Source organism: Pontixanthobacter luteolus, assembly GCF_947494915.1.
Taxonomy (GTDB): domain Bacteria; phylum Pseudomonadota; class Alphaproteobacteria; order Sphingomonadales; family Sphingomonadaceae; genus Pontixanthobacter; species Pontixanthobacter luteolus.
Genome location: NZ_CANLWR010000001.1, coordinates 513241 through 536170, shown reverse-complemented (window position 1 = coordinate 536170; position 22930 = coordinate 513241). Strand labels below are relative to the sequence as shown.

Annotated in this window: 18 protein-coding genes and 1 riboswitch; of the genes, 14 read left to right on the top strand and 4 right to left on the bottom strand. The window is 60.8% G+C overall.

The features are described from left to right. Positions 1-35: 35 nt before the first annotated feature. Positions 36-2291: a M3 family metallopeptidase gene (locus tag PO778_RS02585; protein ID WP_271438493.1), complete on the top strand. Its 2256-nt coding sequence runs from the start codon at positions 36-38 to the stop codon at positions 2289-2291. A gap of 1 nt (position 2292) precedes the next feature. Here PO778_RS02585 and PO778_RS02580 read toward each other — a convergent pair whose 3' ends face one another. From PO778_RS02580 to PO778_RS02565, 4 genes are read right to left on the bottom strand one after another with little or no spacing between them, the layout of a single operon-like run. Beyond that, on the bottom strand, positions 2293-3036 hold the full coding sequence (locus tag PO778_RS02580; RefSeq protein WP_271438492.1) for an ABC transporter ATP-binding protein: 744 nt from the start codon (positions 3034-3036) through the stop codon (positions 2293-2295). Next, the gene (locus tag PO778_RS02575) at positions 3033-3998 is read right to left on the bottom strand and encodes a FecCD family ABC transporter permease (protein ID WP_271438491.1); all 966 of its coding nucleotides are present in this window, start codon (positions 3996-3998) and stop codon (positions 3033-3035) included. Before PO778_RS02575 ends, PO778_RS02580 begins: the two co-directional genes overlap by 4 nt. Then, entirely contained in the window at positions 3995-4813 is an 819-nt protein-coding gene (locus PO778_RS02570; RefSeq protein WP_271438490.1) for an ABC transporter substrate-binding protein, read from the bottom strand. The genes PO778_RS02575 and PO778_RS02570 overlap by 4 nt, the downstream gene beginning before the upstream one ends. Beyond that, positions 4813-6768 (bottom strand): TonB-dependent receptor plug domain-containing protein, encoded by a 1956-nt coding sequence (locus PO778_RS02565; RefSeq protein WP_271438489.1) that lies wholly within the window; start codon positions 6766-6768, stop codon positions 4813-4815. Before PO778_RS02565 ends, PO778_RS02570 begins: the two co-directional genes overlap by 1 nt. Positions 6769-6860: 92 nt before the next feature. Then, positions 6861-7070, bottom strand: a riboswitch (cobalamin riboswitch). A 197-nt stretch (positions 7071-7267) separates the two neighbouring features. On the opposite strand from PO778_RS02565, the gene PO778_RS02560 reads away from it, so the two are divergent. The 13 genes from PO778_RS02560 to PO778_RS02500 all read left to right on the top strand — a co-directional run bounded on the left by PO778_RS02560 (position 7268) and on the right by PO778_RS02500 (position 22927). Then, a complete protein-coding gene (locus PO778_RS02560) occupies positions 7268-8452 on the top strand; it encodes a cell wall hydrolase (RefSeq protein ID WP_271438488.1) in 1185 nt (394 codons plus the stop codon). A 125-nt stretch (positions 8453-8577) separates the two neighbouring features. Further along, positions 8578-8883, top strand: a complete 306-nt coding sequence (locus PO778_RS02555; protein WP_160729542.1) for a hypothetical protein — start codon at positions 8578-8580, stop codon at positions 8881-8883. Positions 8884-9059: 176 nt separating this feature from the next. Further along, positions 9060-10931, top strand: coding sequence for a putative bifunctional diguanylate cyclase/phosphodiesterase (locus tag PO778_RS02550; protein WP_271438487.1), 1872 nt, complete (start codon positions 9060-9062; stop codon positions 10929-10931). Positions 10932-11239: 308 nt separating this feature from the next. Continuing rightward, positions 11240-12202, top strand: coding sequence for a malate dehydrogenase (mdh, locus tag PO778_RS02545; RefSeq protein ID WP_160729540.1), 963 nt, complete (start codon positions 11240-11242; stop codon positions 12200-12202). Positions 12203-12215: 13 nt separating this feature from the next. Next, positions 12216-12839: a hypothetical protein gene (locus PO778_RS02540; protein WP_271438486.1), complete on the top strand. Its 624-nt coding sequence runs from the start codon at positions 12216-12218 to the stop codon at positions 12837-12839. Next, the gene (sucD, locus tag PO778_RS02535) at positions 12840-13730 is read left to right on the top strand and encodes a succinate--CoA ligase subunit alpha (RefSeq protein ID WP_271438485.1); all 891 of its coding nucleotides are present in this window, start codon (positions 12840-12842) and stop codon (positions 13728-13730) included. 85 nt (positions 13731-13815) lie between these two features. After that, on the top strand, positions 13816-16665 hold the full coding sequence (locus tag PO778_RS02530; RefSeq protein WP_271438484.1) for a 2-oxoglutarate dehydrogenase E1 component: 2850 nt from the start codon (positions 13816-13818) through the stop codon (positions 16663-16665). Between the two features lie 11 nt (positions 16666-16676). Next, positions 16677-17903: a 2-oxoglutarate dehydrogenase complex dihydrolipoyllysine-residue succinyltransferase gene (odhB, locus tag PO778_RS02525; protein WP_271438483.1), complete on the top strand. Its 1227-nt coding sequence runs from the start codon at positions 16677-16679 to the stop codon at positions 17901-17903. A 10-nt stretch (positions 17904-17913) separates the two neighbouring features. Next, positions 17914-19314, top strand: a complete 1401-nt coding sequence (gene lpdA / locus PO778_RS02520) for a dihydrolipoyl dehydrogenase (protein ID WP_160729535.1) — start codon at positions 17914-17916, stop codon at positions 19312-19314. Positions 19315-19324: 10 nt separating this feature from the next. Next, positions 19325-20149: a hypothetical protein gene (locus PO778_RS02515; RefSeq protein WP_271438482.1), complete on the top strand. Its 825-nt coding sequence runs from the start codon at positions 19325-19327 to the stop codon at positions 20147-20149. 75 nt (positions 20150-20224) lie between these two features. Then, positions 20225-21559: an amidase family protein gene (locus tag PO778_RS02510; RefSeq protein WP_271438481.1), complete on the top strand. Its 1335-nt coding sequence runs from the start codon at positions 20225-20227 to the stop codon at positions 21557-21559. Between the two features lie 20 nt (positions 21560-21579). Then, positions 21580-22278: a PepSY domain-containing protein gene (locus PO778_RS02505; protein ID WP_271438480.1), complete on the top strand. Its 699-nt coding sequence runs from the start codon at positions 21580-21582 to the stop codon at positions 22276-22278. A 1-nt stretch (position 22279) separates the two neighbouring features. Continuing rightward, on the top strand, positions 22280-22927 hold the full coding sequence (locus tag PO778_RS02500) for a trimeric intracellular cation channel family protein (protein WP_160729531.1): 648 nt from the start codon (positions 22280-22282) through the stop codon (positions 22925-22927). The last annotated feature ends 3 nt before the right edge of the window (positions 22928-22930 follow it).

Sequence of the window (22930 nt, the reverse complement as noted above, 5' to 3'; positions counted from 1 at the left end):
CCTGCTGCACCTACCCAGAAAATATGGAGAGTCAGATGAAGGCCCAACTTATGGCCGCAGTCGCTGCGAGCGCATTGCTCGCAGGATGTTCACAAGCCAACGGAGGCGACGAAATGGCCAGTGCCAACACCGCCGCACTTCCTGCAGAAAATGCCGTGCCCGAAGCGACAGGCTATTTCGCCGCTGAAAGCACTTTGCCGTTCGAAGCGCCCGATTTCAGCAAGATCTCGGATGATGATTACCGTCCGGCGTTCGAACAGGCGATGGCAATTCACAGCGCCGAGATCGATCAGATCAAGAACAATCCAGATGCACCGACTTTCGAGAACACGATTGTCGCACTGGAACAATCCGGCGCAATTCTGGGCCGCGTGGCCCGCGTATTCTTCGCGCTGACCGGTTCCAACACCAACGACACGCTCAATGCCGTCCAGACCGAGATGGGTCCCAAGCTTTCGGCCCACTCCGATGCGATCACGCTGGACCCCGTGCTGTTTGCCCGGGTCAAAGCGGTTTACGACAATCGTGCTGCGATGAGCATGACGGTTGAAGACGCGGCCCTGCTGGAAGACACCTACGAAGGTATGGTCCAGGCGGGGGCCATGCTGACCGCAGAGCAGAAGGATCAGGTCCGCGCGATCAACACCAAGCTGTCAGAAGTGACCAATGAATTTGGCAACCGCGTGCGCGAAGGCACCGTTGCCAGCGCGCTGATCGTCGATAGCGAAGAAGAGCTGGCCGGCCTGTCGCCTGCCGCGATCGAAGCTGCTGCAAAGCTGGCTGCTGAGAAGGGCATGGAAGGCAAATATGCTATCGCGCTGCAGAACACCACGCAGCAGCCATCGCTGCCGGCGCTGGAAAACCGCGCGACCCGCGAAAAGCTGTTCCGCCTCAGCGTTGACCGTAATGACCAGCCGGGTGAATACGACACCCGTATGCTGATCGCCGAGATCGCCCAGCTGCGCGCCCAGAAAGCCGCGCTGTTCGGCAAGCCCGATTGGGCCAGCTACGTCATGTATGACCGCATGGCGAAACAGCCGCAGACTGCGCTTGATTTCATGGAACAGATGGTTCCCGCACTGGCCGCAACCCAGCGCCGCGAGGCTGCGTTGCTCAACGAGAAGATCGCTGCCGAGGGCGGCGATTTCGAAGTGAAGCCATGGGACTGGTATCGCTATGCCGAAAAGGTGAAGGCTGAAAAATACGCGTTCGACGAAAGCGCGGTTGAGCCTTACTTCCAGCTCGACAAGGTACTGGAAGACGGCGTGTTCTTCGCTGCAGAAAAACTCTACGGTCTGACATTCCAGAAACGCACCGATCTGCCGGTCTATCACCCTGACGTCAGCACCTACACCGTGTTCGACCGTGATGGCAGCGAACTGGGCATCTTCTATTTCGACCCATTCCAGCGCCCGTCCAAGCGTGGCGGCGCATGGATGAGCAATTTCGTGGATCAGAGCTATCTCAACGGCACCAAGCCGGTGATCTACAACGTGCTCAACATTCCTAAGGCTGCCGAAGGCGAAGTCCAGCTGGTCAGCTTCGACAATGTGAACACCCTGTTCCATGAATTCGGCCATGCGCTGCACGGCTTCTTCGCGGATCAGAAATACGCCTCGATTTCGGGCACCGCCACGGCGCGCGATTTCGTCGAATATCCCAGCCAGGTGAACGAAGTGTGGGCGACCCACCCCGAAATCCTTTCGAACTATGCCAAGCATTACGAAACCGGTGAAACCATTCCGGCGGAACTGATCGAGAAGATCGAACGCGCGGCCAAGTTCAACCAGGGCTATGATTTCGGTGAAGTCGTCGAAGCGGCTCTGCTCGACATGAAATGGCACGCGCTGAGCGCAGAAGAAGCCGCTGCGATCAAGACGCCCGAAGATGTCGACGCGTTCGAACGTAACTCGCTGGAAGAACTAGGCCTTGAAATCGGCCTGGTGCCGCCGCGTTATCGCAGCAGCTATTTCAACCACATCTTCTCCAGCCCGACCGGCTACAGCTCTGGATATTACAGCTATCTGTGGACCGAGATGCTGGACCGTGACAGCCGTCAATGGTTCATGGACAATGGCGGTCTGACCCGTGAGAACGGCGATCACTACCGTGCCACCGTCCTCAGCCGCGGCGGAACAATGGACTATTTCAAGATGTTCGAAAACTTCGCCGGTCGTCAGCCGGACGTGACCCCGATGCTGGTTGCGCGCGGCCTGACCGGAGACGATTCTGCTGCCGATGCTGCCACCACTTCGGATGGCAAGCTGCCGGCGAATACTGTTTCGAAGTAAATCAGGCTGATCCGGGCGGGCGCACCATCAGCGCGCGTTCGCCCGGACTACCCGCCCAATTTGCCGAGACATTCCAGACGCGCTCGACCACTCTGGTGGCGAGCGCGTTTTCGGGTGCACCGTCAGCGGCCAGTTTGCCGCGGTCCAGCACCAGCACCCGGTCTGCATGGTTCATCGCCAGCGATAGGTCGTGGAGCACCATGATCACCCCGGTTCCGGCGGCGGCTGTCTGCCTCAGATAGCTGAGCAAGGCCTGCTGGTGACCAATGTCGAGCGCGGCGAGCGGTTCGTCGGCAAGGACCCAGCGCGGCTGTCCGGCCAGAACGCGGGCCAGCAAAGCGCGCGCTTTCTCACCGCCTGAAAGTGTTGAGACCGGCCTGTTCGCATGGGCTTTGAGACCGAGAGCTTCAAGCGCCGCATCAACCATCTCGGGCGCCTCGTCACCATAAGGAAGCCGGCCAAGCGAGACGAGATTGCGAACCGATACATCCCACGCCGTCTCGCCGTCTTGCGGCAAATAACCGATTTGCTGCGCCCGTTCACGCGGGAGGCGGTTCTTCAGGTCTCCCCCATCGAGCATCGCCTTGCCTGAGGCTGGCTCGATCAATCCGGCAAGCGCCGCCAGCAGGGTCGACTTGCCCGCCCCGTTCGGCCCGCAGATGGCAGTAACCTGCCCCTCCTCGAACATGACCGAAAGTGGTTCCAGCCGGCCGCGAATTCCAAGATTTTCAGCGCCCAGGCTCACAGCATTCCCCTTGCATGGCCGCGGCGCATTTTCAGCAGCAGCCACAGGAAGAACGGCGCCCCGATCAGGCTCAGCGCGATCCCCAGCCGCAGCTCGGTCACCAGCGGCAGGATGCGCACCGCGCTGTCCGCCACCAGCACCAGCAGCCCCCCGGCCAGCGCGCTCGGTATGATCAGCGAAGACGGGCGGCGGTCGGTAAAGGGGCGCACCAGATGCGGCACGATCAGCCCGACGAAACCGATAATCCCGGCCACAGCGACGCCGCTGCCCACGGTCAGCCCGACGCCGACGATCAGCCACGCTTGCAAAACGCCCGGCCGCATCCCCATCGACCGTGCTGCGGCATCGCCCAGGATCAGCGCGTCGAGGTCCTTTCGGGCCATCCAGAAGCACACGATCCCGGCGGCGGTCAGCGGCGCGGCAAGATAGACCTCGCGCCAGCTGCGATCGGTTAGCGCGCCCATCAGCCAAGTCACGATTTCGCTCATCGCAAAGGCATTGGGGGCTAGGCTGATGGCGAGGCTCATAAACGCCCCTGCAAGGCTCGCGATCATCATGCCGGCCAATGTGAACAGGGCAATCCCGCCCGTGCGCCCCGCGATCAGCGCGAGCAGCCCCATCGCGGCGGAGGCCCCGGCAAGTGCGAACAGCGGCAGCAGCCACGCGCTGGCCGCGTAACCGAACCAGAAACTGGCGACAGCGCCCAGCGCGGCGCCGGGGGCAATGCCGAACAGACCCGGATCAGCCAGCGGATTGCGCAGATATCCCTGCATCGCCGCGCCTGCGGAACCCAGCCCAGCACCGACGATCACCGCCAGCAATGCACGCGGCAGCCGCAGTTCAGCGATAATAACCATGGCGTTCGGCGTGGCGGAAAAATCGAGCCAGACCCGGCCTGCAAACAGCGACAGGACGAATGCTCCGGGCAGCAACAGCAGCAGCATGGCATTGGCCCGGCTCATGAAACCTCGTCCCGTATGGCCTTGAGCCTGCGCGACGCCGCGATGATCGTCGGCCCGCCGCAATACAGCATTGAGGCAGCCAGACTGGCCCGGTGCACCTCGCTCAGCCGGTCGAGCGCGGGATGCGCCTGCGAACGTTCCTGCCCTGCGATCAGCAACACGCGCGGCGGGCTTACAAGCAGCTGTTCAAGCGAGAGATAATCCGCCTGCCCCATGCCCAATGCTTGGCTATGGCTGGAGAAACCGGCGCGGCGCATCAGGTCGGCGATCAACGTCCCCTCGCCCGGCACGATACCAGACGGTTGCCACAGCACTGCGGGTATTTGCCCGTCTGCATCCCCCTGCCCGGCAGCCAGCGCAGCCTCGATACGCGCAACCAATTGGTCCCCGCGCGACGTTTGCCCGGCAATTCCGGCGAGCGTGCGGACCTGGTTGATGCTCTGTTCCACATCGGCTGCCATGCCGAAGGTCTCGACCCGAATACCCAGATCGTCCAGCGCGGTGCGAGTGGACGGAGCAAGGAAACTGCCCGCCACCACGATGTCCGGCTGGAGCGAGATGATCTCCTCCACCGTGCCGCCAGTTACCGCGAATTGCCGCGCGAGCTTCAGGTCCATGGAACTCGCCGCAGGATCATGGCTGTAGTGCGAGATCGCCAGCAGCTGACCCGCCTCCGTAACTTCGGCAAGAATGGCATCGGTACAAGGATTGAGGCTGACAATCTTCGGCGCAGCGTTAGCCGCGTCCCCGCTGACAGATGCCGGCTGCGCGCACGCCGCCAGCATCATGCCAAGCAAAAGCGGGGCCAGCCGCATCAGAACCGCGTCCGCGCCCCGGCAAACGCGCCGCGTCCGGGAGAGCCGTAGCCGAGCGCCGTCTGGTATTGCTGGTCGAACAGGTTTTCGACCCGGCCGAAGAGCTCCACCTTGTTTCCTATCGGCAAGCTCCCCCGCAAGGTGACCAGCTGGTATCCGTCAAGGCGGTTGAAATTACCCGCATCGTCGAAACTGTCGCTCACCATGCGCACATCACCGCCCAGGGTGAAATCCGCAATTGGCGTCAACCAGTCGGCGGAAACCGTGACGGCATGACGCGGGCGGCGGGCCAAAGCGTTGCCCTGATTGACGCTGCCCAGTGTGCGGTTTTCGGTGTCTGTCAGCGAATACACTGCACGAACGCCGAACCGGTCGGACGGGTTTGCCCCGAGTTCCATTTCCAGCCCCTGCGCGCGGACCCTGCCGACATTGTCATACGTGCCGAATGGCCGGTCGTTACAGATCGGGTCGGTCGATCCAAAGCAGGAGACGAACTCGATCTGGTTTTCGCTGTCGCGTTTGAACAGAGTAGCCCCGGCATAAAACCGGTCGTTTCGGTCGTTCCAGGCAATGCCTAGGTCAAAGCTGGTGCTCTGTTCGGCCTCAAGAGCCTGATTGCCGAAATCGGAAAACAGCTGGAACAATGTCGGCGCCTTGAACCCCTCGCCCACGCTGGCGCGCAGGCGGATGTCAGGCACGATTTCATAGCTCAGATCAGCGCCGAAACTGGTCGCGCCGCCGAAACGCGCATGATCATCATGCCGGACACCCAGATGGCCCGAAATACCGCCAAACTCGATCCCCAGCTGCGTGTAGGCGCCGCTGATCCTTGTATCATGCCGCAGTGCATCGAAATTGGTGATGTAGCTGGTCCATTCGCTTTCCCCGCCAAAGCTTACGATCAGCGGGCCGATCGCACGCCATTCACCGCGCAGTTCGACCCGGTCCGAATGGCCGTCGCTGGTGAAGCCGGGGGCAGTGCCGAACGCCGGATTGAAATTGCGCCTCTCGGTATCAGCCAGCGAATAGGCCCCTTTCAGGAACAACGGTCCGCTGTCGTAAGATACCCCTGCAAATGCCGAATATTGCCGGGTTTTCTGGAATTCGTCAGTGTCTGTCAGGACAAAGGATGGTGCCGGGGTCCCGTCAATTTCCAGATCGCCTTCGCTGTAACTGCCGCCGGCAAACAGCGAGACCGCGTAGCTTGCATTGGCCCGCCCGCGTGATGCGATCGCCCATTGCTGGAAACCATCATCCTCCGTGCCGCTGGCCGCCGAAGAGAATCCTTCGGTATCGTAATAGCTGCCAGCCACTCCGAAGCTGCCCCAGTCGCCTGACACCCCGCCCGTGGCAGATGCAGAGAGCGTTTCGCGCGATCCGTATTCAGCGCTTGCGGTGACACCGTCGAGATTGCGAGTGGTTACCGCCAGCACGCCGCCGATTGCGTCAGACCCCCAGATCGTACTGTTCGAACCGCGCAGCAGGTCCATTTTTTCAACATTTTGCGACAGCAAATTGCCAAAATCATATCCGCCTGCCGGGGACGCGGGATCGGCCACGCGAACCCCGTCGACAACCACCAGCAATTGTTCTGCCTCTGCACCGCGAACACGCACACCTGTGAAACTTCCGGCCCCGCCATTGCGGCTGAAGGTTACGCCGGGCGCACGCTCCAGCACGCGGGTCAGATCAGCGCCCTGGATATCCTCGATCTCGCTGCGATTGACAATCGTAACCGCCTGCCCGGTATCTTCGATTTCCGAACGAGTGCCGGTTGCCGTGACCGTGATCACATCTTCTGCGGCGCGGCAAAAGCCCTGCACAAACGACACCGGCTGGCCATCTTCGTAGACAACCCCGCTACACCCCTCGCCGACTTCTTGGGCTGCGGCGGGCGCGGCCATCGCCCAGCCAGCAGACGACAAGGAAGCGCCTATAAACAGATATTTACGCATGGTTACTCCTATCACAAGCGAAGTCGCTCATGACGGAGGAAGCGCGCGAATTCGCACTTTCCCACCTGCCCTCGGTACACCCCGCCCGCCGGCTCGAACGACCATCATCGGCAGGTCTCCTGGCTCCCGGATCGCTGCGCTGCTTCCGCCTTCCCAGCCGCGCGAGCGTGGCCAGTGGCATTGTGGAGACAGCGCTCCCCGGTCACAGTTGCGGGGGCAGCGGATGATTTGGGGACACACCCCGCACATCCTTCCCTCTTAGGCCCGCTTTACGCGCGGCAACCCATGACGTCGCGGCCCCGATACTCCGCCGCGGTCAGCCATGCAACCAGAGCCTTCATGCTGCTGACTGCTCGGTAATCAATTATTCAGCACGGCGCTTAACTGCGTCTTGCAGCCTGTACCGCTAAGGGACGGTGCGGATTGATCCGTGGCGCAGCGCCGAGCCTGTCGGTACGCGCAAAGCGCGCCGTTTGCGCAAGGTAATCCAGGAAGCCGATTGAACGATAAGCCCGCCTTTTCTGCCGAACAGCGCACCGCCCGCTTTCAGGCGCGTATGCGCAGCAAGCGCAAGCCCCTGGCCGCGCGGGCGTGGGACCGGTTGGGCGCGCTGATCGGAACCCGGCATCGCGGACGCAGGATCGCTGTGCTGGCAGCGGCCATTGGCGTGCCCGCTTTTGCTGCGCCGGTTGACTGGAGCGAACTTGGCTCACCGGAAACGGCCGCTGAATATGCCAACATCGAACCCATGCCGTTCGAACAGGGCGGCAGCAGTTTTCCCGGCTCTGCGTTTTATTACCTCGAAGACGCTCCGCGATATGTCCCCGATCTGGGTGACAAGTCGCTGGCTCTGTTCGACATGTCGGGTACAGGCGAAACGCAGGCAGCCGAACTGGCCGCATCGCGCAATGCAGGTCCGGCTGCACGCGCGTTCCTCTCTAGCGGAGCAGGTCTGAGCAAGGCCCGTGCGCTGCAATGCCTCACCAACGCGATCTATTACGAGGCCGCATCGGAAGCGATCGGCGGCCAGCGCGCCGTGGCGCAGGTGGTGCTGAACCGGGTCGCCCACCCCAGTTATCCCAACAGCGTGTGCGGCGTTGTTTTTCAGGGTTCGGAACGCAAAACCGGCTGCCAGTTCAGCTTTACGTGCGACGGTTCGATGAAGCGCACACCGGGCGCAGGTGCCTGGGCCCGGGCGCAGCGGGTGGCGCAGGATGCCTTGTCCGGATCGGTCTACAATCCGGTCGGCCTGGCAACGCACTATCACACAGTCTGGATCTATCCGTACTGGGCGCCCAGCCTCGATCATATCGGCACGATCGGCGCGCACCGTTTCTATCGCTGGAAAGGTCTCGCCGGGAAACCCAACGCGTTCACTGCCCGCTATGCCGGGGTAGAACCTGCGGCTTCGTCGCGTGCATCCAAAACCGCGCAAGCGGCAGATGCCGGTTCCAGCGAAGCGGCTGACCCGGTCGCTCTGGCTAAGGCCTATGAACAGGCGCGGCTTAAAGCGCTCGCTGAAAACAATACCGGGCAGCGCGCGAAAACCCCTGCACCAACCTATTCGCGCGAAGTGACCCAGCGCGGCGGAGAAGCATTGTTCGAGGCGGAGAACCTGCCTGAGAGCAGCGGCATCAAACCCGAATACGCCAATAGCGGGCGCTGGATCAACGAGCCGAAATAGGGTGAGAAAAATGCGCTCTGCCAGCAGGTTAACGCCTCCGAAACCTTGATTTCGAACCAGGCTTTAGCGCCTTGGGCGTAAAGGGCTGCCAACGCCCAAGCAAACAATTCAAGGTTTCAGCCCCGATGACCGTTCACTTTGCCGCTGCCCGAACTGCCGCGTTGTCGCCCGTTGCGCGCGCATTAACCCGCCGGGATGCGGTTTCGCCTGCAAATGACAATGGTGACACCGCCGGGAGCGACCATCTGCTGCACTCTGCCTTGCGCCATTTTGCCAAGCACGGCCTTGCCGCAGCAGCCGAAGCGCGCAAGCTGGCAGAGGATGCCTTTTTCGCCGGTGACCGGGAAACCTACGAGCATTGGCTCGGCGTTTGCCGTACGCTCGACCGGCGTATGGCAGACGCGATCGCCAAACAGCAGCAATTTCTCTAATATCATTACAGTGTTAGCGCCGTTTGCGCCTCGTTAGCCGGGCGTTAACTAAACGGTGACGTGTTCTGTCTATTGCAGACGTCATGGCAACGACTGCGCTTGTAACGGGGTTCAAGAAACTCCTCAAACGTCATCGGCGTAACGATGCGCTTTCGGAGCGCGTCCGGCGTACCCTCGTGCGTACGTTGTACACCCAGCCAACCAGCCTTGCGATCGGCGCCATAAACGGGATCGTGTCTACCGCGATTGCGGCATATGTCAGCGATTCCCCTTCGATTTTTATCGCGAGCATGATCCTCAGCGTGATCGCGATAGCGCGCGTTGTTGCAGCACTCGGCCTTTCCCCCGACGACCAAGGGCGCAGTACGCGCCAGCTCGAGGTGGTCTACGAAGTCGGCGCGTTCAGCTATGCTTTCGTAATTGGCTGCGTTGCCGCCATGACGCTGGTCATGGAAGCCGGCGCGGCGGTGGAAGTCCTGATGATCGCCAACGCCATGTGTTACGGCGTGGGAATCTGCGCCCGCAATGCAGGCCGCCCTGTCATTGCACTGGGCCAGCTGCTGCTGGTCGTGTTCCCGGTGTTCGTGGCAGCACTGATTATCGGGACGTTGCCGTTCCTGTTCCTGGCCCTGAACATGCTTCTGCTGATCCCGGCCATGGCTTCCATCACCATGAACGTCTTCAAGGTTTTGCGCGATTCCATCGGCTCGGCCGAAACCAGCGCAAGGCTGGCAGAGAAAATGCGCGTCCTTGCACGCACTGACGTAGTGACCGGCCTCAGCAACCGGGCCGGGCTCAACCATGACATGGTCGAAAAGCTGATGGATGTGGCCGACGACAAGATGCTGGCGCTGTTCTGGCTGGATCTCGACCGGTTCAAGGAAGTGAACGATCTGCTCGGTCACCCGGTCGGGGACAAGGTTCTGACAGAAATCGCTGCCCGTCTGACCGAGGTGTCACCCGATGGCGCGAGCGTTTCGCGTTTCGGCGGTGATGAATTCATCGTCTTCTGCGAAGTCGCCGACCGCCGTGAAAGCGAGCGTCTGGCAAGTGAAATTCACGCGGAAATCATGCGTCCGGTTCGTATCAATGGAGAGCGGATGGAAATCCACGCTTCCATTGGCATCGCCCTGCTGCCCGACGACGGGGTCGATGCCGATACCTTGATGCAAAACGCCGATCTGGCGCTCTATCATGCCAAGGTAAACGGCCGGAAACAGACCTGTTTCTACGACAAATCGATGAGCCGCGATCTTGCCCGCCGACGCGAGCTTGAGGCTGAATTGCGGATTGCAATCCAGCGCGACGAACTGTCGATTTTCTTCCAGCCGATTGTCGATCTCGAAACTGGCCGGATCCGCACATTCGAAGCACTGATCCGCTGGTTCCACCCGCAAAAAGGCGAATTGCGCCCGGACGAATTTATCCCCGTGGCCGAGGAAACCGGCGTGATCGTCACGCTCGGCAACTGGATTACCGCGCAGGCTGCTAAAGCCGCCGCGCAGTGGCCGGACCATGTTACGGTAGCGGTCAACCTTTCGCCGCTGCAGATCAAGGCACCCGGTGCCGCACTGGGCATCATGAACGCCCTGCGCGAGGCGAAGCTCGACCCGTCACGCCTCGAACTGGAAGTGACCGAAAGCCTGTTCCTCGACGATCACGGTGCCACGGAAAGCTTCATTGCCGAATTGTCCTCCATCGGTGTTCGCTTCGCACTGGACGACTTCGGGACTGGCTATTCCTCGCTCGGCTACATCCAGAAATACCCGTTCAGCAAGATCAAGGTCGACCGAAGCTTCGTGTCTGGCCCCGATGTCGGCAAGAAAACGGACGCGATTATCCACGCGGTGGCCGAACTCGGCTCCAAGCTGGAAATGGAGATCGTCGCCGAGGGGCTTGAGACGATCGAACAGGTCCGCTCGGTCCGCAGTGCCGGCTGTACGCTGGGTCAGGGTTACTATTTCAGCCGCGCCGTGCCCGACTATCTGGCCGCCATGCTGCTGGCTCAGGAAGACGAAGACGGACAGGCACGCCAGGCCATCGCCTGACGGGCACATTACGCCGCACCACCCACAACTTGAGCCGAACGCCGGGAACCTTACCGGCTGCCATGAATCCATTAGTTGAACTCGGGCCGTCCCGGCTCTGCTATTGCGCGCTCAACAGAGTGTTAATGCAATTGCGAACTATTTGCAAAGATAGTTGGCAGCTCTCCGGGATTGGCGGTTGCATTCGGCTGTTCAGCGGCCTAGTTCGGCAACCGTAATGGCCGGGCGTGACTTTCCCGCGGGACGTGGGTGCGCCATCCGGTTCGGTTCTTGAACGGTCCCGCATGGATTGAAGGACTCTTCCCTTTATGGCCCGCAATAAGATTGCCCTCGTAGGCGCCGGTATGATCGGCGGCACTCTCGCCCACCTCGCAGCGATGAAGGAAATGGGCGATGTCGTCCTGTTCGACATTGCAGAGGGCATGCCTGCGGGCAAGGCGCTGGACCTTTCGCAGTCCGGCCCCGTCGAAGGCTTCGACGCCAATCTCAAGGGTACAACCGATTACGCCGACATCGCTGGCGCTGACGTAGTGATCGTTACCGCTGGCGTTCCGCGCAAGCCCGGCATGAGCCGCGACGATCTGCTCGGCATCAACCTGAAAGTGATGAAGGCCGTTGGCGAAGGCATCAAGGCGAACTGCCCCGACGCATTCGTGATCTGCATCACCAACCCGCTCGACGCGATGGTTTGGGCACTGCGCGAATTTTCCGGACTGCCGCATAACAAGGTGGTCGGCATGGCAGGCGTGCTGGATAGCGCACGCTTCCGTCACTTCCTCGCTGACGAATTCGGCGTGTCGATGGAAGACGTCACTGCATTCGTTCTGGGCGGCCACGGCGACACCATGGTTCCGATCCTGGAATATTCGACCGTTGCAGGCATCCCCGTGCCGGACCTCATCAAGATGGGCTGGTCCACGCAGGAGAAAATGGACGCGATTGTAGCGCGCACCCGTTCGGGCGGCGGCGAAATCGTCAAACTGCTCGGCAACGGCTCTGCCTATTACGCCCCTGCGACCAGCGCGATCCAGATGGCGGAAGCCTATCTCAAGGACAAGAAGCGCGTTCTGCCATGCGCTGCCTATCTCGAAGGCCAGTACGGCGTAGACGGCCTGTATGTCGGTGTTCCCATCGTGATCGGTGCCGGCGGCGTTGAGCGGATCGTGGAAATCGAACTGAACGACGAAGCCAAGAAGGGCTTCCAGGTCAGCGTCGATGCGGTCGAGGAACTGCTCGAAGCGTGCAAGGGGCTGGATAGCTCGCTTGCATAAGCACTTCCGCCCCATGTTTTCTGCAGTCGCAATTGTGTTGGCATCGTTCACCGGTGCCAGTGCTGCGCTTGCAGAAGGGGCGGAAAATGTTCCGGTGGCTGCGGTAGTGCAGGCTTTTGTCGAGAACTGCGCGGACTTGGAGGCTGAGGCAAATGTCCTTTCGGCCTTGGAAGCGAACGGATGGAGCCCTGCCGACATAAAGGGGCATGACGGACTTGCTGCAATGACAAGTCTGCATTCGGATCGCGAGGGCTACGACCTCGAAGCCGGAGCATTCGCGAAACCAGCCGTTCCTCACGTCTTTACGATGTTGAGCAGAACCAAAGCTGGCGGCGCGCATGTGCTAGATTGCCATGTGGTGACTTTCGAGCCGACAGATGACTTCCGCGGCAAAGAACTCGCCGGATTGGGCGCGAAGGCGATCCCGACCAAGGTGATCGACGAACCAGGAATGCACATGGCCATTTGGGACCCCGGGCTTTTTCCGGGCCACCGCGAGACATCGATTTCCTATCTGCCAGTGACCTCTGCTTTGCGTGACCACTTGCCTACCCCTTCGCCTTACATAATGATCTTAGGCAGATCGCCCTCACGCTCTGATGGCGCTGCTGTAAATTCTGAAGAGAGAGCCGAATAAATGTCCATTCTCGTAAACAAAGACACCAAGGTCATCACCCAAGGGATGACCGGTGAAACCGGCACGTTCCACACCCAGCAAGCGCTCGATTACGGGACCAAGATGGTTGGCGGCGTGACGCCCGGCAAAGGCGGCACCACGCATATCGGCCTGCCCAACTTCAACACCGTGCGCGAAGCCGTGGCTGAAACCGGCGCGACCGCATCCTGCATCTACGTTCCGCCTCCCTTCGCAGCGGACGCAATTTGCGAAGCGATCGATGCCGAGGTTGAACTGATCATCGCCATTACCGAAGGCATTCCGGTGCTCGACATGGTCAAGGTGAAAGCAGCCCTCGAAGGCTCCAAATCGCGCCTGATCGGCCCCAACTGCCCCGGCGTTTTGACCCCTGAAGAATGCAAGATCGGCATCATGCCCGGCAAGATCTTCCAGAAGGGCAGCGTCGGCGTTGTCTCCCGCTCGGGCACGCTCACTTACGAAGCCGTGCACCAGACCACGATGGTTGGCCTGGGCCAGACCACCGCAGTCGGCATTGGCGGTGACCCCGTCAACGGCACCAACTTCATCGACGTGCTCGACCTGTTTCTGGATGACGAAGAAACCAAATCGATGATCATGATCGGTGAAATCGGCGGCAGCGCAGAAGAAGAAGCAGCCGAATTCCTCAAGAACGAAGCAGCCAAGGGCCGCAGCAAGCTGACAGTCGGTTTCATCGCCGGCCGCACGGCGCCTCCCGGCCGCCGCATGGGCCACGCCGGTGCAATTGTATCGGGCGGCAAAGGCGGCGCGGAAGACAAGATCGCAGCAATGGAAGCTGCGGGCATTCGCGTATCCCCCTCCCCCAGCGAACTCGGCACAACGCTCGACGCGATGCTGAAAGAACTGGCCTGATTTGATGCGGGCGCTTTCTCCTCCCCGGGAGCGCCCCATCACCTGAATTTCCATGCCGGAACTTCCGGCGGCAAAGGTGACCCCAATGGGTAACGAAAACCACGATTTCTCTCCCGGTGATCCGGCAACCGAACCACAGGCGGGCCCATCCTGGGGCAACCCGTCATGGCTCGACACGATGGCCGGGTCTGACGAGGACCTGACGCAGGCGCTCGATCCGACGCAAATGAAAATCGTGGTTGAAAAGGCCGCAGCAAAAGCGGGCAAATCGACCGACCCCAAGGCGGTCGAGGAAGCTGCCGGAGACTCCATCCGGGCGATGCTCTTGGTGCGGCTGTACCGTGTGCGCGGCCACCTTGCGGCGAACCTGGACCCGCTGGGCCTCAGCCACCGCGACACGCCCGAAGACCTGACGCTGGAATGGCACGGGTTCGCCGGGCAGGAAGACAAGGAAGTCTATGTCGGCGGCGTCTTCGGTTACGAATGGGTCAAGGTCGGCGTCCTTTATGACGTGTTGCGGCGGACCTATTGCGGCAATGTCGGCCTTGAATACATGCACATCACCGACACTGAAGAACGGCGGTTTCTGCAGGACAAGTTCGAAAGCCCCGAAGACACCATCCAGTTCACCCCGGAAGGCAAGAAGGCGATCCTGGCATCGGTGATCCGGGGCGAGGAATACGAAAACTTCCTTGGCAAGAAATATGTCGGCACCAAGCGCTTCGGCCTCGATGGAGGCGAAAGCATGATCCCGGCACTGGAAGCCGTGATCAAACATGGCGGCAGTGCCGGCGTGCGCGAGATCATTTACGGAATGGCCCACCGCGGCCGTCTGAACGTTCTCGCGAACGTGATGGGCAAACCTTACAAGGTGATCTTCCATGAATTTTCCGGCGGCAGTGCGACGCCTGACGAAGTCGGCGGTTCGGGCGATGTGAAATACCACCTCGGCACCAGCACCGACCGTGCGTTTGACGGGATCGATGTGCACATGTCGCTGGTCCCCAACCCTTCGCATCTGGAGGCGGTCGACCCGGTCGTATTGGGCAAGACCCGCGCACAGCAGGCGATCCGCGACGACCTTGCGGCACACGCCGAAGTGCTGCCTGTGCTGATCCACGGCGATGCCGCCTTTGCCGGCCAGGGCATCGTATGGGAATGCCTCGGCTTTTCCGGCGTCAACGGTTACAACACCGGCGGCTGTCTGCATTTCGTGATCAACAACCAGATCGGCTTCACGACCAGCCCGAAATTCGCGCGCAGTTCACCCTACCCGTCCGACGTTGCAAAGGGCGTTCAGGCACCCATCCTGCACGTCAACGGCGACGATCCAGAGGCAGTGACTTTCGCATGCAAGCTGGCGGTCGAATATCGCCAGACCTTCAAACGCGATATCGTGATCGACATGTGGTGCTATCGCCGGTTTGGCCACAACGAAGGTGACGAACCGAAATTCACCCAGCCGTTGATGTATGACGCGATCCGTTCGCACCGCAAAGTCAGCCAGATCTATTCCGACAAGCTGATCGGCGAAGGTGTAATCGAAGAAGGCACGGATACGCAGCTGCGCAAAGAATTCGAAAGCCTGCTGCAGGACGAATTCGACGCTGCCAAGACTTACGAGCCCAACCAGGCCGACTGGTTCGGCGGACGCTGGGCCGGTCTGAACAAACCCGCCGACCCGGAAAACGCCCGCCGCAACGTCGAAACCGCGATCGACAAAAAACTGTTCGACAGCCTGGGCCGCACGCTGACCACCGTTCCGGGCGATCACGAGATCCACAAGACACTCGGCCGTGTGCTCAAGGCGAAGGCCGATATGTTCGAAACCGGCGAAGGGTTCGACTGGGCCACCGGCGAAGCGCTCGCATTCGGCAGCCTCGTGACCGAAGGTTTCGGTGTCCGCCTCTCCGGCCAGGATTCGGGCCGCGGTACCTTCAGCCAGCGTCACGCCGTCTGGATCGACCAGAACAGCGAGGAGAAATACATCCCGCTGTGCCAGCTGCCGCACGGCAAGTTCGAGGTTTATGACAGCCCGCTGTCGGAATACGGCGTGCTCGGTTTCGAATATGGCTTTGCCATGGCCGACCCCAAGACACTGGTTCTGTGGGAGGCACAGTTCGGCGATTTCGCCAACGGCGCGCAAATCATGATCGACCAGTTCATTGCCAGCGGCGAGGCCAAATGGCTGCGTGCCAATGGCCTCGTGATGCTGCTGCCGCACGGCTATGAAGGCCAGGGGCCGGAACATTCATCCGCAAGGCTTGAACGCTTCCTGCAGCTGTGTGCGAACGACAATATCCAGGTCTGCAACATCACCACCCCAGCGAATTATTTCCACGTTCTTCGCCGCCAGATGTTGCGCCCGTTCCGGAAGCCGATGGTCATCATGACCCCCAAAAGCCTGCTGCGTCATCCGATGGCGAAAAGCAGTGCCGATGAATTCATGGGCGAGCATCACTTCATGCGGATCAAGTCGGATACGGCCGAAATCCCAGATGAGAAAATCCGCCGGCTCGTGCTGTGTTCGGGCAAGGTTGCCTACGACCTGATCGAGAAGCGCGACAAGCACGGTGTTGAAGATGTTTCGATCGTGCGTATCGAACAGCTCTATCCTTTCCCCGGCGACCCCCTCGCGGTTCGGCTGAAGCGGATGACGAACCTCAAGGAAATCGTCTGGTGTCAGGAAGAGCCGAAAAATAACGGCGCGTGGTTCTTCGTTGATCGCCTGATCGAGGAAGCCGCCCAGTCTGCCGGCAAAAACCTGCGGCCGATCTATGCCGGACGCGAAGTCGCGGCATCGCCCGCCACCGGCCTCGCCAAACGTCACGAGGCGCAGCAGGACGCGTTGACCAGCCTCGCTCTGGATCTCGCCAATGTCGGCGAAACAGCGAAAGTTACAATTTCACGCCCCAACAAATCGAAGAAGGGCTGAGGAAAACAAACATGGCTACTGAAATCAAAGTCCCCACTCTCGGCGAATCCGTCACCGAAGGTACCATCGGCGAATGGCTGAAACAGCCCGGCGACGCGGTTGCCGTGGATGAACCAATCGCCAGCCTGGAAACCGACAAGGTCGCGATCGAAGTCCCCTCCCCGATTGCCGGCGTCATGCAGGAACTGAAAGCTGAAGTCGGCGATACCGTCGAAGTTGGCGCAGTTATTGCGATTGTGACCGCTCGCGCTGCCCCTGCGGCGAAAGGCGAGGAAGCCGGGCGCAAGGAACAGCAAGCCGATGAAGGCAAGGAAGAGCGCAGCGACGCGGCGTCCAGCGATTCCTCGCAGACCCTTTCGCCTGCGGTCCGCCGCGCGGTTCTGGAACACGGGATTGACCCCTCCACCGTCAAGGGCACCGGCAAGGATGGCCGCCTGACCAAGGAAGACGTGATCGCCGCGGCGAAGGCCAAGGGCGATACTCCGGCCCCAGCGGCCAGCACTGCCAGCGAAGCCCCCGCACCCGCGCAGGCCGGTGCTCGCGGCACTGAGCGCGTTAAAATGACACGCCTGCGTCAGACCATCGCGAAACGTCTGAAAAGCGCACAGGATACAGCCGCGCTGCTGACCACATTCAACGATGTGGACATGACCGCTGTCATCGAGGCGCGGACGAAGTACAAGGATCTGTTCGCCAAGAAGCACGACATCAAGCTTGGCTTTATGGGCTTCTTCGCCAAGGCCGCCCATCTCGCGCTGAAGGATGTTCCATCGGTCAACGCGCAGATCGATGGCGATGAAATCGTCTATCACGACTATGTCGATATCTCGGTCGCAGTCAGCGCGCCGAATGGTCTCGTCGTTCCTGTCGTTCGCGATGTCGACAAGAAGGGCTTCGCCCAGATCGAGAAAGACATCGCCGATTTCGGCAAGCGCGCACGCGACGGCTCGTTGACGATGGACGACATGTCGGGCGGCACCTTCACCATTTCCAATGGCGGCGTGTTTGGCTCGCTGATGTCGACACCGATCATCAACCCGCCGCAAAGCGCCGTTCTCGGCCTTCACCGCATCGAAGACCGCCCTGTGGTGGTGGGCGGCGAAGTGGTCGTGCGCCCGATGATGTACATCGCTCTCAGCTATGACCACCGCCTGATTGACGGGCGTGAAGCTGTGACCGCACTCAAGATTATCAAGGAAGCGATCGAAGATCCGACACGGATGCTGATCGATCTCTGAGGAAAGAATTATGGCTGAATACGATTACGATTGTCTGATTATCGGCGCCGGTCCCGGCGGCTATGTCGCCGCCATTCGCGCGGCGCAGCTTGGCCTGAAGACTGCTTGCGTGGAAAGCCGCGAGACTCTGGGCGGCACGTGCCTCAATGTCGGGTGCATTCCGTCCAAGGCGATGCTGCACGGATCCGAACTGTTCGAGGAAGCGACCGGCGGGCATTTTGCAACCTGGGGCATCGAAGCGACAGCCAAGCTGGATCTGGGCGCGATGCAGGCCGAGAAAACCAAGGCAGTCGGTGAACTGACCGGCGGTATCGAATTCCTGTTCAAGAAGAACAAGGTTACCTGGATCAAGGGCCATGCGACCTTCAAGGATGCGCATTCGGTTACCGTTGGCGGCGAAACCGTCACTGCCAAGGACATCATCATCGCCACCGGTTCCAGCGTTACCCCGCTGCCCGGTGTCGAGGTAGACAATGACAAGGGCCGGATCGTCGATTCGACCGGCGCTCTCGAATTTTCCGAAGTTCCCGAACATCTCGTCGTCATCGGCGGCGGCGTGATCGGTCTCGAGCTCGGTTCTGTATGGCGGCGCCTCGGCGCGAAGGTGACCGTGGTCGAATATCTCGACATGCTGCTGCCGGGCATGGACAAGGACATGCGCAAGGAAGCGGGCAAGATCTTCAAGAAACAGGGCATGGACCTGAAACTGAAGAGCAAGGTCACCGGCGCGACCGTCAAGGGCAAGAAAGTCACCCTGACTGTCGAGCCAGCCGCTGGCGGAGACGCAGAAACCATCGACGCGAGCCATGTGCTGGTATCGATCGGCCGCCGTCCCAACACCGACAAATTGGGCCTCGACGCGATTGGTCTCGAAACCAACAAACGTGGGCAGATCGAAACGGACCACGATTTCCGCACCAAGGTCGACGGCGTTTGGGCAATCGGTGACGTAATACCCGGCCCGATGCTGGCGCATAAGGCCGAAGACGAAGGCATCGCCTGCGCTGAAAATGTTGCCGGACAAACCGGTATCGTGAACCACGCGGTCATTCCCGGCGTAGTCTATACGATGCCGGAATTCGCCGATGTCGGAATGACTGAAGAAGAGGCGAAGGAAGCTGGCCACACGGTCAAGGTCGGGAAATTCCCGATGATGGCCAACAGCCGGGCGAAGGCGAACCGCGACACCGACGGTTTTGTGAAAGTCGTTGCCGACGCGGAAACCGACCGTGTTCTGGGCGTGCACATCGTTGCCAGCCTGGCCGGAACGATGATTGCACAAGCGGCGCAGGCGATGGAATTCGGCGCCACGTCGGAAGACATTGCTTACACTTGCCACGCCCACCCGACCCACGCCGAAGCCTTGAAAGAGGCGGCGATGGCGGTCACCGGCAAGCCGATCCACATTTAAGGCACAGGATATGCAAGCAAGGCCAGGACACCGCATTCCGGCCTTGCTTGCGCTCCTCCTGCCGGTGGGTGCCGGGCTGATCTACTTGGCGATTGCCGGAGCTCCGCAAACCTACATCATCACGAACAGCGTTGCGCTCATCATGGGCGGCATCTGGATAATGGTGGGGCGCGCTCCAGCAGGGTCCAGACTGCGCCGAACTCTCATTTGCGCTCTGCTATTCGCGCTGTTCATACCTTTGATAAGCGGCCCCTATGTGAACGGGATTGCGCGCTGGCTTCCAGCCGGTCCGTTTACGCTCAACGCTGGCGCACTGCTGTTTCCGGCGATCGCCGTGCTTGCCGCGCAGGACGATGATTTTGCCCCGCCCATGCTTCTGGCGGCCTTGCTGGCAGCGATGCTGCAACCCGATGCTGCATTGGGTTTTGCCGTAGTCTTTGCCGCGGTTGGCCTGCACGATGCCGCGCGTGACTGGCGCATTGGCGTGACCTGCATCATCGGTTTCCTTGCCAGCATCGTCATGGCCCTGCGCGGGGAATTGCCGCCGCAACCGTTTGTCGAAAGGGTGCTGGTAACCCTGGCGCAGACGGGATCCCTGGTTGCCCTCCTTCTGATTGCGGCCTTGCTGGCAAGTTTCTGCTTGATGCTGTTTGCATTGCCCCAGGACCGGCGCAGCAGAGCCGCACTGGCGGGATCCCTGTTCGGCTTTTCGATCATGTCCGTGCTATCCCATTACCCGAGCGTGCTCATCGGATACGGTGCCGCGCCCATCTTGGGATATGCGTTGGCACTTGGGCTTATCCCTCGCATCGGGGATGCCGCTCGGGCCAGCTGACACAGCCTCTCAATTTCCCCGCTTTGCGCGCAAGGCAAGTCATGCCACGATGGCGCGACAAATGGGGAGAGGACCATGGCATACCCGAAATTGACACAGGAACCCGGCGCTCTTGAACTCGCAGCGATGATCGCACGATCCGAATTGTCGCCGCTGGAAGCGGTCGACGCAGCCATATCGCGGATCGAAAAGCTGGACGAAGCGATCAATGCCGTTCCGGTGCGAGATTTCGACCGCGCGCGAGAAACAGCGAAATCTCTGTCGGGCAGCTCGCCCGGGAACGCGCAGCCTCTGTTCGGCGTGCCCATGACGATCAAGGAGAGTTTCGACGTTGCCGGCTTGCCAACGACTTGGGGCCATGAACAATTCGCGGGCAACATTGCGAAGCGCGATGCAAAGGTCGTCACGCAGCTCAAATCGGCTGGTGCAATCCTGCTCGGCAAAAGCAACGTCCCGCCGGACCTGTCGGATTGGCAGTCAAACAACCCGGTCTATGGCCGTGCACGCAATCCGCATGACACCGCGCGCAGCCCGGGTGGATCCTCTGGCGGAGCCGCAGCAGCGGTCGCAGTCGGGATGGTGCCGTGCGAATATGGGACGGACATTGGCGGATCGGTTCGCGTGCCTGCACATTTCTGCGGTGTGTGGGGCCACAAATCTAGCTGGGGCCTGATCAGCAAGCAGGGCCACGACCATCCGGCCATGGCGGGAAAGGATGCCCATGATGGAGTCCTTTCCATTGCCGGGCCAATCGCCCGCAACGCTGCCGATCTGGACGCGCTGATTCGTCTGACAGCAACGCTGCCGCTGAGCGAGAGCGGCAAAAGCCTCATGGAATGTCGTTTTCTGCTTGTGGCGGATCAGGACGTAAGTCCGGTCGATGCGTCCGTACGCGGCCCGATGATGGAAGCGGTGGCTGAACTGCGCCGCGCCGGTGCTCAGATCGACGAGGTCAGCGCCCTGCTGCCCGATCTTTCCGCCCAGCATCGCAGCTATATGAAAATGCTCGGCATCGCCATGGCGCGCGGCGCGCCCGGACCCGACGGAAAACGCGCATCCGCCACCGACTGGTTCGATTTGCTCGATGCACAGGCTCAAGCTGAAATTGCTTGGGCAAATCTGTTTGCCGAATATGATTTCGTTATCGCCCCGCCCGCGCCAATTGTCGCGTTCGAACATGACGACACACCGGTCAGGGACCGCAAAGTCACTATCGATGGAAAGACCCGCGACTTTGCTGAGGTGTTCGCATGGGCCGGGATTTCTACGTTCCCCAACCTCCCCAGCACGGTTCTGCCGGTTGGCGAGAGTGCCGGCTTGCCCAGCGGGGTACAAGTGATTGGTCCGCGCTGGTCCGATCTGGACTGCATTGCTACGGCGCGTGCCATTGGTGAAACACTTCACCGCTAGGCACCGCAATGGGGAATCGCATGGCACGCAAAAGCTGGATGCAGCGGTTTGCAAAATGGCACATCTGGCTTGGCTGGCTGGTCGGTGTGCCAATCCTGATGTGGACGCTGACCGGCCTGTTCATGGTCGCGAAGCCGATCGATGAAGTGCGCGGCAATCACTTGCGCCAGCCTGTGGCGGAACAGGCGCTTCCCGCAGACACCAATATCGCGGTTTCACTACCTGATGATCCGGAACGCCCCGTCAAATCCGTCCGGACCATGATGTTGGGCGGACAGCCGGTCACGATCATCGAATACATGGACGGCACTTCACAGCGCTACGGACCGGGCGGAACGCTGATAACTGCGGTAACCGAAATCGAAGCCCGGGCGATTGCCGAAGAACAGATCATCGGCGGCGAAAAAATCGTTAGCTCAACCCTGTTCCCTGCCGATCAGGTGCCATTCGATTTTCGCCGGCCGATGCCTGCCTGGCAAATCGTGCTGGAAGATGGAACACACGTCTACATCGGCGAGCAAACCGGCGAAATCGCAGCGGTTCGCACGCGCTGGTGGCGGGTGTTTGATTTCATGTGGGGCCTTCACATCATGGACCTGAAAACACGCGAGGACACCTCGCACCCAATCCTGATCCTGTTTGCCTTGCTCGGAGTGATCGGCGCACTGCTGGGCTGCGTTCTTATGTTTCGCCGCCGCAAGGCCGGGGTGAAGGCCTGACATGCCCGTTGATGAGGCAATCCTGACGCCGGTCATCAACCTGCTGGATCTGCTTGGGGTGGCGATATTCGCGCTATCGGGGGCGCTGCTGGCTGCAAAAGAACGGCAGACCTTCGTGACAATGGGCTTTTTCGCGCTGGTCACAGGCGTTGGCGGCGGCACGATCCGCGACTTGTTGATCGACGCGCCGGTGTTCTGGGTCGCCGACGCATGGGTCGCGGTGATATGCCTCGGGACCGCGCTCATCGCGTGGTTGACTCCGACCCGCTGGTGGGATGGTGAACTGCTCGATTATGCCGATGGTGCGGGGCTGACCGCCTATGCCGTACTCGGCTCTGCCAAAGCGATGTCGTATGGCATTCCGCCAATACCTGCGGTGTTGATGGGGATCATAACCGGTTGTGCGGGCGGCATTATCCGTGACGTTGTAGCAGGCAGGCCATCAATCATCATGCGACCAGAACTTTACGTCACCGCTGCCGCCCTGTCGGCTGGCCTGTGTGTCGCGGGCACATTGGCGAACGCGCCCGACGGCGTGACCTGGGTTGTGGCTGCTGCGGCCGGTTTCCTGCTGCGCAGCGCGGCAATCCGCTGGAACCTTGCCCTGCCCTCATATCGCGAAGGCAGGGAAGGTCTTGACGATATCTAGGGC